Raw genomic sequence first — 12,375 nt, 5'->3', positions numbered from 1 at the left:
GTTTTACTTTTACTAGTGGCGAACCTCATTTTTCACAACGTGTTCCCCATTTTTATAGACATCCGTTACTAAATTAGTGGCAAAAAAGTACAATGGGTAGTCCACATTTGGTGCATCAAAAATAGCGATATCAGCTTGTTTCCCTTGATCAAAACTCCCAATTGATTGACCTCTCGCTACCGAATAGGCAGCATTAATCGTCACAGCATTAAACACCTGAACAGGCGTTAACTTCATGTTGAAACAGCCTAACTGCATGATAAATTGTAGGTTGGCTGTGGGACAACTCCCGGGATTGCTGTCCGTTGACAGCGTAATGGCCATTCCAGCCTCCAGCATTTTCTTGACAGGCGCATAGGTGTCTGCCATCAAACTAAAGGTAGTTCCTGGCAAAACATTTCCAATGACATGGGCCTCACTCATTTTGCGAATGCCCTCGTCTGTTGCAGCCATTAAATGCTCCGCACTTAAGGCATGTAGATCAGCAGCAACGTCAACCCCACCAATTGAATCAATTTCATCTGCATGGATTCTCAGTTTAAAGCCCATTTCTTTGGCAGCAGTCAACAGTTTTCTCGATTGATCCGCTGTAAAAACTCCCGTCTCGCAAAAAACATCACAAAACTCTGCTAAGTTCTCTGCTTTAACCATTGGCAACATGTCATCAATGATTAATTGAATAAACTCATCGGGATTATTTTTATACTGTTCTGGTATGGCGTGAGCGGCCATAAAAGTTGAAATTAAGTCTATTGGATGGTCTTTAGTTAATGTTTTAGTTACTTCTAGTTGCCGCTTTTCCGTTTCCCAGTTCAGGCCATAACCACTTTTTGCTTCGACCGTTGTGACACCATGAATCAGCATTTTATCCAAAAGTCGATTCGTTTTATGATATAGCGTCTCAAAACTGGCACTTCTAGTGGCCTTGACTGTACTTAAAATTCCGCCCCCTTCCTTCAGAATATCCAAGTAACTTACCCCGTTTAATTTTTTTGCAAACTCTCCTTCTCGACTACCGCCATAAACTAAATGAGTGTGACAATCAATTAATCCTGGAGACGCCAGTTTGCCAGAATAATCGATAATCACTGTTGAATCACCTTTTAATTGATCCTCTGGCTCCCCACTGCCGATTGCGAGTATCTTTCCGTCCTTAATGGCGATATAACCATTTTCAAGAATGACCGCCTCAGCCATCTCCTTCCCTCTCAAGGGTCTTCCCTTATCAATTGGGCTAAAAATCTGACTAAAATTAACTAAAATTTTATCTGCAAACATACTATCACCTTTTTCTTTTTTATTAACTTCATTATAAGGCTAGACAGTCTAATTTCCGTCTAATTTTGCAAAGAAATTTATTTTTTTAATTATTCAAGCCGAAAAGGATTATTAGTCATTTTATTGACTCACTCGTATTACAATAGAGGTATAACTTTCAACTTAACTTTTCCAATACAAATAACAGGAGGAAATAACGATGATCAACAATGTAGAAATCAGTAAATCCATGACGATTAAACTTGAGGATGTCTTACCCGATATGCCTAAATTTCAAGAAGGTATCCGTCGAGCACCTGATAGGGGCTTTCGTTTATCGCAAGCTCAAGCTACCTTGGCGTTAAAAAATGCCTTGCGGTATATTCCAGAAAAATACCATGAACAAATGATTCCAGAATTTTTAAACGAATTAAACACTCGAGGACGGATTTACGGCTATCGTTGGTACCCAACTGAACGTATCCAAGGTAAACCCATCGATGAATACAAAGGAAATTGTGTGGCAGCCAAAGCTATGCAAGTCATGATTGATAATAACCTGGACTTTGACGTGGCGCTCTATCCTTATGAACTGGTTACTTACGGCGAAACCGGCCAAGTTTGCTCTAACTGGATGCAATACCACCTAATCAAACGCTATTTAGAAGAAATGACTGATGAGCAAACCTTAGTAGTGGAATCTGGTCATCCTTTAGGCTTGTTCCAATCAAAAAAAGATGCGCCACGTGTCATCATTACTAACGGCCTTCTAATAGGAGAATACGATAATATTGAGGATTGGGAAATTGCAGAACAAATGGGCGTGACTAATTACGGTCAAATGACAGCTGGTGGTTGGATGTACATTGGCCCCCAAGGCATCGTCCATGGTACGTTCAACACCTTGCTTAACGCCGGTCGTTTAAAATTAGGTATTCCAGATGAAGGTGACTTGGCTGGCAAACTGTTTGTTACTTCTGGCTTAGGGGGCATGAGTGGTGCTCAAGGAAAAGCTGGTGAAATTGCCAACTCTGTAACCATCGTCGCTGAAGTGGACATGTCCCGGATCGATACCCGCCTCGAGCAAGGTTGGATTAGCAATTTAGCCAAAACGCCTGAAGAAGCTGTGGCCATTGCCAAAACCTATCTAGATAAAAAGGAAGCAACGTCGATCGCTTACCATGGTAATATTGTTGAGTTGCTAGAATACATGGATCAGCACGATGTTCACATCGATTTGTTATCGGATCAAACCTCTTGCCATAATGTCCATGAAGGCGGTTACTGCCCTATCGGCATCACCTTCGATAAGCGAACTCAGTTATTAGCAGATAATCAGGCACAATTTAGATTTTTGGTTGATAAGACATTGGAACGTCATTTTAATGTCATTAAATCATTAACAGCCAAAGGAACCTATTTCTTTGACTACGGTAATTCCTTTATGAAAGCAATCTACGACTCAGGTATCAAAGAAATCTCAAAAAATGGTGTCGATGATAAAGACGGCTTTATCTGGCCTTCTTATGTGGAAGATATCATGGGACCAATGCTCTTCGATTATGGATACGGTCCGTTCCGTTGGGTCTGTCTAAGCGGCAAGCATGAAGATTTAATGGCGACTGACAAAGCAGCCATGGAAGCCATTGATCCAAACCGCCGTTATCAGGACCGAGATAATTATAATTGGATTCGCGACGCTGAAAAAAATCAGCTAGTAGTTGGTACCGAAGCACGTATCCTTTATCAGGACGCTATGGGTCGCATTAACATTGCCTTGAAGTTTAATGAATTGATTCGTGATGGAAAAATCGGGCCCGTCATGTTAGGTCGGGATCACCACGATGTCTCAGGCACGGATTCACCATTTAGAGAAACCTCTAATATTAAAGACGGAAGCAATGTCACCGCTGATATGGCCACTCAATGTTTCGCTGGTAATGCTGCAAGAGGTATGAGCTTAATTGCCCTTCATAATGGTGGCGGTGTTGGCATCGGCAAGTCAGTAAACGGTGGCTTTGGAATGGTCTTAGATGGTAGCGAGTTGTGTGATGAGATTATAAAATCAGCGATTGCTTGGGATACAATGGGCGGTGTCGCCCGTAGAAGCTGGGCACGAAACGAGCACGCCATTGAAACATCGATTGAATACAATGAGATGAGAGCGGGCACGGATCACATCACGATTCCTTATCTAACAGATGAAGAAAAAGTCCATAAAGCAGTGGCTGACTTATTCAACTAATCAGCTTGAAGGAGGCTGGATGACAGACCTCCTTCTTTCTAATCAAAAAAATATCTGGAGGCGTCTTTATGTACTCACTTGAAGAGACACTAGCCATCACTATCAAAAAAGGGGTTGCTAAAGTCAACAAACCCCTAAAAGCAAAATTAATCTTAGGGTTTATTGGAGGCGCCATGATTTCCTTGGGCTATTTGGCGTATATTCGCGTTATTTCTTCCATTGCGGAACAATGGGGTAGCTTTGCCAGTCTGATTGGTGCTGCTATTTTCCCAATTGGTTTAATCGTTATTTTACTAGGCGGCGGCGAATTAATTACGGGCAATATGTTTGTAGTGGCGACTGCTTGGTTTGATAAAAAGGTCTCCACCAAAGAATTAAGCTTGAATTTCTTGATCATTACTCTGGCTAATAGTGTTGGTGCGTTATTTGTTGCCTATTTTTTTGGCCATATTGTTGGTTTAACAGCCACAGGCGACTATTTGCATGAAACCTTAAGAGTTGCATCTGCAAAAATTAATGTCAATTTTCTACAAGCTTTTGTCTCAGGAATTGGTTGCAATTGGTTCGTTGGGCTATCGGTTTGGTTATGCTACGGAACAAAAGATACGGTTGGCAAGTACTTAGGAATTTGGTTTCCTGTCACAACCTTTGTGGCCATAGGTTTTCAGCATAGTGTCGCTAATATGTTTATCATTGCCGCAGCTATTTTTGAAAATGGTGCCACGTGGACTGAGTTTATCCTTAACTTTATTCCAGTCTATCTGGGAAATATTGTTGGCGGCGCCGTGATGGTTGGTGGCTTATATTATGCTGTCTTCAAGAAATAGAACCATGTCAAACCACAACAAAAAGAAGGTTCACCTTGGAACCTTCTTTTTGTTGCCAAATCATGGGAGAAATCGGAATAATCGCTCCCTTATCTATTAATTGATTTTACATAAGCCACGATTAGATTGACTGATGCCTCCATATCAACTAAACTAGCGATAGAAGAGCCGCTATGACAATAGCGAACACCGAGACTTAATCCGACAGTTGGCACGCCACCACCTGCTAATTGTACCGAACCTGCATCTGTTCCACCACCAGCAAAGACGTCGTGCTGGAAGGGAATCCCCTCTTTTTTTGCAATGGCTATCACTCTATCACTTAGCTTGACATCTGAGACTGCCGTCTTATCAAACCAAACAATGCCAGGGCCATGTCCTAAGCAACGATTTTGATATTGATCGGCTCCTGGTGTGTCTTTGGCTGTGGCCACATCTAAAATTAAGGCTTCATAAGGGTTGATTTTAGCAGCGGCAACAAAACTACCTCGGGTACCGACTTCCTCTTGAGCAGAAAAGACTCCAACAACTTCCACATTTAAATGTGCTTCTTTTGATAAACGATTTAAAACTTCCAGTAAAATTACACAACCTGACCGATCATCCAAAGCTTTGCCTAAAATCAAATTATTAGGTAACTCCTCGATCTCACCAGAAGGCGTAATCATGTCACCTACTTGAATGCCCAAAGCTTCGACTTCACTCTGATTTTTGGCGCCAATGTCTACGTACATTTCTCCTAATGTCACTGGTTCTTGAGGGTTCTGCCCTTTCTTTGCTGTCGTTCCAAAAACACCTCGATACTTGCTTCCCTTTTGTCTACTCGTCACCGTCACCCGTTGGCCCAAAACAACTTGGGAATTCCAGCCGCCAAAAGGTTGAGTATAAATAAACCCATCTGCGGTTATATGCTTGACCATAAATCCGACTTCATCCATATGGGCGATGATCATTAGTTTAGGTTTTTGGCTGCCATTAGTTAATGAAGCATATTGATTGCCATAACCATCTCTTTCTAACTTGATATCAAAAGGGGTCAAATAATCGATAATGACTCTTCGTACTTCCTGCTCTCTACCGGCAATAGCATCAGCTTTCATGAGGTCTATTAATTGTTTTTTCACTACAATTCAATCCAATCTCTCGTTGATTTAGTCAAACTTTCTCCATATCCTTGACTATTCAAATAAATATCATCTTCAATTCTAACACCACCATAATCGGGCAAATAAATACCCGGTTCAATCGTAAACGTCATTTCTTTCTGCAACACCTCTGTTAAGCCAGTTTTAATATAGGGATATTCATGGCAACTTAAGCCAATCCCATGACCGGTACCATGATTATAATAATCACCATAACCCGCCTGATATATATAATCGCGGCAAATCTGATCCAAATCACCTGTTGTCATGCCTGCCTTTAATTCCCCAAAAGCTTTTAAGCCAGCCAGATTGACAATTTTGTAGATATGTTTCAATTCAGGCATAACCTGGCCTATTGCAAAAGTTCGCGTCATATCAGTATAATACCCCTGATACCTTACGCCGAAATCGACGGTCACTAGCTCACCTTTAGCCAACAACTTATGACTGGCATGACCATGAGGCATCGCACTACGGTTACCAGAAGCAACGATTGTTTCGAATGAACAACCATCTGCCCCTTGCTGTCTCATATAATGTTCAAGTTCAACCGCAAGCATGGCTTCTGTCATTCCTGGTTTAGTAATTTTCAAACAATGATCATAGACCAAATCAGTTAGTTCAGCTGCCTTTTTTAAAATAGCTAATTCAGCTGGCTCTTTAATCATTCGTAACTGCTCAATAATATGTTGTGTCGGAAAGAGGTCACATTGCCCCTTTAATCCATGTTGCATCTCCAAAAACCACTTAAGGGTTAGATTATCTGCCTCAACAGCTAAACAAGTTAACTGTTGGTCTTTAACAAGGGAGACAAGCGTCTTAATCATATCTCCCTTATTATCAATCACACTAAAACCTGTTACTTCTTTTTTTATTTCTTCCAAATAACGACCATCAGCAATAATCCACGAAAGGTCTTTGGTGATTAAAAGAGCGACATCTGTTCCATTAAAGCCTGATAAATAAAATTTATTAGGCTTATCGGTTACTAACAGCCCCTCAATCGATTGGGTTGATAAATAATGTTGAAGTTTTTCTACTCTAGGATTTATTTGGTTAGTTATCATTAAAAATCCAAATCTCCTAATAAGCCTTCATCTTCATCTGAAATAATCGATTGTTTAGACGCTTCAACATGTTGTTCACGGATTAATTCCTGCTTCTCTAACACTTTAAAGAAAGGCCAGTATAGGCCGACTGACAAAATAATTTGTAACCCATTGGCAATAATTGAACGCCAATCAAATCCGACTAAAAAACCTTCAAGAAAGACCGGAACATACGGAGGATCGAATATTGGATAATTGAGGAAACCTAACTTCATAAAAACAAATGGCAAGAGGCCCACTAAAGAACCACCAAAGATAAACGGAATCATTAAAATTGGATTTAAGATGATCGGTACCCCGAAAAGAACCGGTTCATTTATACCGAATAAAGATGGCAGTAAAGCAACTGCACCAACTTTTTTATAGCGTTTGGACTTGCTTAGAATCATCGCAATCACCAGACCAATCGTTACACCAGAACCTGTGAAATTTGCGTATGCTGACATCCCACCACCAGTTAATACGTGAGGTAATACTTCACCAGCAGCTTTTGCTGAAATATTTTCTGATAAGTATTGCACAATAATTGGCGATATAATGGTTGATAACACCGCAGAGTGAATCCCAAAAAACCAAAAAGTTAACCGTAAGACTAAGACTAAATAGATCACCCAAAGGGAATCCATGCCTCCAATTGCAGGCGCTAAAACGTTCATGATTACTTGTGGAAGTAAGACACCTCCTGTTAAAGAATCAGTAATCATTCTAATAATAATAAAGAGCACACCAATTGCAGCCGTTGGAGTAATCAATTCAAAGGAGCTGGAAACAAAATCCGGCACCCCTTCCGGCATTTTAATCACTAACTTATGTTTTGTAAAAAAGCGATAAATTTCAACAGAGATTAAAGCGATAAAAATCCCTGTAAAAAGACCTTTTGAATCCAAATAAGTCGAAACGATATTGCCATTTTCATCCACATTTAAAGAGACGAGAAGAAAACCGATCAATGAGAGACAAACCGAACCAATCGTATACAATTGATATTGCTCACTCAGAAAATAACTAATGCCCATTACGGCATAGAGACCAACTAAACCAAGTGTGGCTTTCGTAATCAAATCAAAAATATAACCGTATGTCTCAAACCAATTCTGAACGCCACTCGTTTGAATAAATTCTGGAATGGATGGAAAGATTGCTGCCATTGACCCTAAAAGTAGTACTGGCGTTAGCACAACCATCCCTTTCTTCACCGCCGTTAAATGCGGTTGATTGTCAACTTTATTGGCAATTGGAACTAATGTTTTGCCGATTAATCCTTCAATTTTACCAAAAAACCCTTTACCATTTTCCATCTTGTTACCTCCTAAGCTTGATTTTTACGGTAAGCTAAAATCGCTTGTTTCACGACTGTTGCCCCATCCATTGCCCCATATATTTCCGATGTTAATAAGACCGTTGGGATGTTTCGTTGATCCCCTTCCCCTTTGACATAATCAAATTTATGACTTAACTGGGGACCAACTAAAATCACGTCATAATCATCAATCACGTTTGGCAGTCGATCTACACCTACTGCTTCCATTGGAAAATCAGCAATATCCAATTTTTTCGACCCATTGATTACTTTCTTCATTTCTTCCATCATCATTGTGGTTGAAAAACCACCTGCACATACTAATAAAATGTTCATGTTATTTCCTCCTTTGGTTAGTCTCGTTCTTCCATATACATAATTAGTTCTTCAATTAAATCTCGTGCCAACAGTGTCGTCATCAAATGATCTTGAGCATGGACGCCTAAAAGAGTTACTGGATCACTGTCCCCATTGATTTCTTTTGTAATTAGGGCTGTTTGAATATTGTGTGCTTCCGTTGCTTTCAGACGGGCCTCTTCTAATTTTTGCGTCGCTTCATCATATTTTTTTTTACGAGCAAGTCGCAAAGCCGCAAATGCCGCCCCTCGACTGTCCCCTGAAATGGCAATAAGTTGAAATATATCTTTTTCCTGTGTCTCCATATCATTCTCCTAAAGTGTGTTTTTTATTTTTTTTATAAAATCATCGAAGTCTGTGGCCGCTTCCACTCGTTTGCGAGCAGTCGAATCTGACATTAAGGTCATAATTAATCGGCTGATTTGCTTATGTAAATGAAGATGTCCTTTATCAAGATTAATAAGAAAAATTAGCTTAACTTTTTTATCTTGATAGATCAAAGACTGTTTCAAAATAATAACATCCAAACATTCTTTAATGGCGCCCATCTCAATCCCGTGAGGACCGGCAATGCCTTGCCCATAGATGGTCGTCATACTGAGTTCGCGCTTTAAAACATTGGCTGGATAATCGGCATTGGCATAGCCAAGGACACTTAGCCGTTTTGCTCGACTTTCCAGTAAGCCTAAGTAATCATCTGCTTCAACAATCTCAAAACAATCCGGTTTAAAAAGATCCAATAAACTGAAATCATTCATACTCGTAAAGCCTTTATCAAAAGTCCCTGTTTTAATATAGCGCTTCAGTTGCTCCTGCTCGACATCATCCAAAAAATTAGTCAATTTAATCACAGGAATAGCTGCATGTTCTAAGTCAAACATCATCGTTGATAAAATAATGTCGTAATCCCTTTGATCTATTTGTTCTAAATTAACAACCGATGTGGTTTCGATTTCCGCTCCAATGAAAATACTTTCCAGCTTCATCTTTAATAAGTAAGCCGCTCCACCTCCACTTGTACACACAATCAAAACTCGTCGGTAACGCTTCAAATTCTGGTTCTTTTGTTTCTCAATACTTCCCGCAAAATAAAGTGAAAGATAGGCCACCTCATCAGCGGTGATTTGATGATTCGTCATGGCATTAAACACCTCAATAAAATAGAGGCTGACACTAAACGCATCGGCATAACGGGCGTAAACATCATCTATTAAGGGGTTCTCTAGTTGATTTTCACTAATGACTCTCTCAATTAGAGGCAAAAGATGGTTTTTTAATGACATAACCAACTCTTGATCCTCGTTAAAAGTCGTAGAAAATTTTTGATCAACTTGAGCTAATGAGCGTTTAATTCGACCAATAATTTGCTTCTCCTGGCTCTCTTGATTCTTTTCGAAAGATCCAACATCTCGCATTTCGTTCATTAATAAATGAATTTCTTCCTCTTTGTTTGCACAGCTTGGCCAGGCACTTATGAGAATCTTTTCACATAAAGGCTTAAGTTGCGCCTCCTCAATAACGTCCAGCTCACCATTGCTCACTTGATGACGATGCTTGCCAATGGCCAAATACAACGCTAATCGATCCAATGAGTCCTCATTAAACAATCTATTGTCTGCTAAAGATTCCTTTTGGATAATCGCGTAATTAAATGAAAACGTTCCTTTTTTTATCACGTCTTCATAAACGGTTTGACTGGTCATTTGTTCTCGTTCCTGATAAAGTAAATCAATTAACAGTTTCCGCTTTTGATGCTCTTTACCTTTTATCAAGGTACCAAAATATGGTTTGTTTTCAATTTCCAATTCATAGGAACCAATGATGTCTTCAATTTTTTTTAAATCTTTCCTGACCGTTGACGGACTGATTTGACATTCAGTCGCTAATTTAGTTGAGGTAAGATAGCCTGGGGTGTCAAGCAATAAAAACATCATCTGTAATAATCTAACTTCCGGATGACTAGCCGTATTCCCTACTAAATCAAGATCTAAAAAACGATTGAGCGCAAGGTCATCTGTAATCCCTAATAGATAGCCTTTCCCTCTAATGGTCTCTAAGATAAACCCATGTTTAGTGGCAATACCCGATAAATACTTAAGTTCACTTTGGATCGTTCGCTTAGACACATCGCAAGCTTGGGCCAGCCGTTCAATCGAAACAGGATAATCGCTAGATAATAATTGTGTCATTATTAGCTTAATTCTCATATGACTGCTCCTTTCTATTAAAGTATACCTAATATGAAACCGTTTTAAAAATAGCTGTTTTTCATTTTTAAAATGCAAAAAGTAACGCATTATCAAAAACCACCCTTTGAATTCCCTAAAACAAAGAAAAAGACGGGATTAACGGTCGTCTAACGGCCACTAATCCAGTCTTTTTTTACTACAATGACGCAATCCCATCAATCTCAACTTTAAAATCAGGATCAATCAAACCAGCCACTACCACTAACGTAGCGGTTGGTTTAGGTTCGCCAATAAATGCCGCTAATTTGGCTCTCACGGCGCCAAGATACGAGACATCCGTGATGTAAATGGTTAGTTTCACCAATTCGTTGACCGTTAACCTATTTTCTTCAAGCAAAAAACCTATTTTTTCTAACACATTATCCAGTTGAGTCTCAATATCTTTCGGTGTTTGATTAGCTTTCATTGGCGTTTGCCCTGAAATATAAAGAGATTGGTTACTTGCAAGTCGTGTGTGTTGATAAATCGCCATAAAAATACTCCCTTCATCTTTCATCGTTTGGTACTTCCAAAAATTATACCATAGGTCAGACAAACAATACCATCAATCTTTAAGTAACCCTTATAGAATACTCCTGCTAAAGAGCCTTTAGCTTGCTAATCCAATTAAATAATTTATAATTAATCTTATATAAAATGAGAGTGAGTTAAAAATTATCCTAGTTGGAGGGGTTAAAATGAAAGATAACGAATACAGTGTCTCATTACCAGAAACCATCACAGAGACCTTTAAATTAGAGGATGAAACGAATGTGATTTTAAAAGTAGCTGATCAAAAAATTATGATTGAACCTACTATCAATAAACCGGGAAATCAAACCATCTCCTTACGCTGGTTTTTGATTCCTACTATAATTGTCAGTCTCGGCTTCTTTTGTTATTTGTTTTTTTCGGGATACAACACGATCCCTTTAGTCGGTAAGTTTTCAATTGCCAACTTGGTGATTGTTTTAGGCCTATTAAGTGGCAGTCTCAGTTTCAGTTTCTTTTTTATTCAAGGGAAACGTAAGCAGCTTCAAATCAAGTCGAAGGATGTCTATTGGCGGAATTTCCCAACGATTTTGGTCTCTTTTATTATCATTCTCTCTCTATCATTGCTTGTATTCTTCAAAATACTAGGTCTAGTCTTTAAAGGCGCCACGTTTGATCTATTTACTGCCACCTTACTGTTCTTTTTATTTATTGCGATTGTTAATTATTTTATGATCTATTCTGCACTGTCAATCACCCCATCTAAATTAACCAATCTGTTAATTTTTGTTATTATTGGCGGTGTTTTGCTTGCGATGATTACTAATAGAGATAACCAATGGTGGCAATTTAACTTTAGTTTCCTCGGTACCTCAGATGCCAAACATCGATGGGAATTCAATTTAACACTGATGTACTCTGCTCTTTTAATGGTAGCCTTAATTGATTATTTATTTGTTGATTTGCAACATGCCAACTTAAAAAATAAACGACTAACTATTTTACGGTTCTTATTAACAGCTACTGCCCTTGATTTAGGCGCTGTTGGTCTATTTCCCTATACAACAACTGGCCCATTCGTTGGTTTTCATAATCAAGTAGCCGGTATCTTAGTTTATTTAATCATTATCTTAATTATCAGCATTCGCTGGCTATTGCCAACTGTCACCAGGGAGTTTTTAATCATCTCCTATTTAATTGGTGGAACCCTAATCGCTGCCCTCTATCTATTTCTCGGTGTTGGTTACTTATCTTTAACTGTTTTTGAACTTCTGGCCTTTATGCTAGCCTTTGTTTGGATCTTGCTATTGTTGCAAATCCTTCAAAAAATGGCTGAAGAAGCTAATTATTCTTATCATGTGACCCTAAAACGTCTAAATTAGCGACAAAAAAAGCCTGTTCATATTTTGAGAACA

At 39.1% G+C, this 12,375-nt stretch carries 11 protein-coding genes; 3 read left to right on the top strand and 8 right to left on the bottom strand.

Features of this window, described 5'->3' with window-relative positions:
• Positions 1 to 12: 12 nt before the first annotated feature.
• Positions 13 to 1,278 (bottom strand): imidazolonepropionase, encoded by a 1,266-nt coding sequence (hutI, locus tag RWN13_RS08430; protein ID WP_314062144.1) that lies wholly within the window; start codon positions 1,276 to 1,278, stop codon positions 13 to 15.
• Positions 1,279 to 1,477: 199 nt separating this feature from the next.
• Between hutI and RWN13_RS08425 the strand changes: the two genes are divergently transcribed.
• Together RWN13_RS08425 and RWN13_RS08420 are read left to right on the top strand one after the other, a co-directional pair.
• Positions 1,478 to 3,502 (top strand): urocanate hydratase, encoded by a 2,025-nt coding sequence (locus tag RWN13_RS08425; protein ID WP_314062142.1) that lies wholly within the window; start codon positions 1,478 to 1,480, stop codon positions 3,500 to 3,502.
• A 68-nt stretch (positions 3,503 to 3,570) separates the two neighbouring features.
• Positions 3,571 to 4,329 carry a formate/nitrite transporter family protein gene (locus RWN13_RS08420; protein ID WP_314062140.1) on the top strand — a complete coding sequence of 253 codons (759 nt, stop codon included), beginning with the start codon at positions 3,571 to 3,573 and terminating at the stop codon, positions 4,327 to 4,329.
• 89 nt (positions 4,330 to 4,418) lie between these two features.
• Here RWN13_RS08420 and RWN13_RS08415 read toward each other — a convergent pair whose 3' ends face one another.
• The 7 genes from RWN13_RS08415 to RWN13_RS08385 form a co-directional block, all read right to left on the bottom strand.
• Positions 4,419 to 5,453 (bottom strand): M42 family metallopeptidase, encoded by a 1,035-nt coding sequence (locus tag RWN13_RS08415; protein WP_314062138.1) that lies wholly within the window; start codon positions 5,451 to 5,453, stop codon positions 4,419 to 4,421.
• Entirely contained in the window at positions 5,453 to 6,541 is a 1,089-nt protein-coding gene (locus RWN13_RS08410; protein ID WP_314062136.1) for a Xaa-Pro peptidase family protein, read from the bottom strand. The genes RWN13_RS08415 and RWN13_RS08410 overlap by 1 nt, the downstream gene beginning before the upstream one ends.
• Positions 6,541 to 7,881, bottom strand: coding sequence for a PTS transporter subunit EIIC (locus RWN13_RS08405; RefSeq protein ID WP_314062134.1), 1,341 nt, complete (start codon positions 7,879 to 7,881; stop codon positions 6,541 to 6,543). Before RWN13_RS08405 ends, RWN13_RS08410 begins: the two co-directional genes overlap by 1 nt.
• Positions 7,882 to 7,892: 11 nt before the next feature.
• Positions 7,893 to 8,219 carry a PTS sugar transporter subunit IIB gene (locus RWN13_RS08400; protein WP_314062132.1) on the bottom strand — a complete coding sequence of 109 codons (327 nt, stop codon included), beginning with the start codon at positions 8,217 to 8,219 and terminating at the stop codon, positions 7,893 to 7,895.
• A 17-nt stretch (positions 8,220 to 8,236) separates the two neighbouring features.
• Positions 8,237 to 8,545 (bottom strand): PTS lactose/cellobiose transporter subunit IIA, encoded by a 309-nt coding sequence (locus RWN13_RS08395; RefSeq protein WP_314062130.1) that lies wholly within the window; start codon positions 8,543 to 8,545, stop codon positions 8,237 to 8,239.
• A 9-nt stretch (positions 8,546 to 8,554) separates the two neighbouring features.
• Positions 8,555 to 10,447, bottom strand: a complete 1,893-nt coding sequence (locus RWN13_RS08390) for an HTH domain-containing protein (protein WP_314062128.1) — start codon at positions 10,445 to 10,447, stop codon at positions 8,555 to 8,557.
• 178 nt (positions 10,448 to 10,625) lie between these two features.
• Positions 10,626 to 10,985 carry a RidA family protein gene (locus RWN13_RS08385; RefSeq protein WP_314062126.1) on the bottom strand — a complete coding sequence of 120 codons (360 nt, stop codon included), beginning with the start codon at positions 10,983 to 10,985 and terminating at the stop codon, positions 10,626 to 10,628.
• A 181-nt stretch (positions 10,986 to 11,166) separates the two neighbouring features.
• On the opposite strand from RWN13_RS08385, the gene RWN13_RS08380 reads away from it, so the two are divergent.
• Positions 11,167 to 12,342: a DUF998 domain-containing protein gene (locus RWN13_RS08380; RefSeq protein ID WP_314062124.1), complete on the top strand. Its 1,176-nt coding sequence runs from the start codon at positions 11,167 to 11,169 to the stop codon at positions 12,340 to 12,342.
• Positions 12,343 to 12,375 lie beyond the last annotated feature (33 nt).

This window comes from uncultured Vagococcus sp. (assembly GCF_963518325.1).
GTDB lineage: Bacteria > Bacillota > Bacilli > Lactobacillales > Vagococcaceae > Vagococcus_D.
This window is presented reverse-complemented; position numbering and strand designations above follow the sequence as displayed.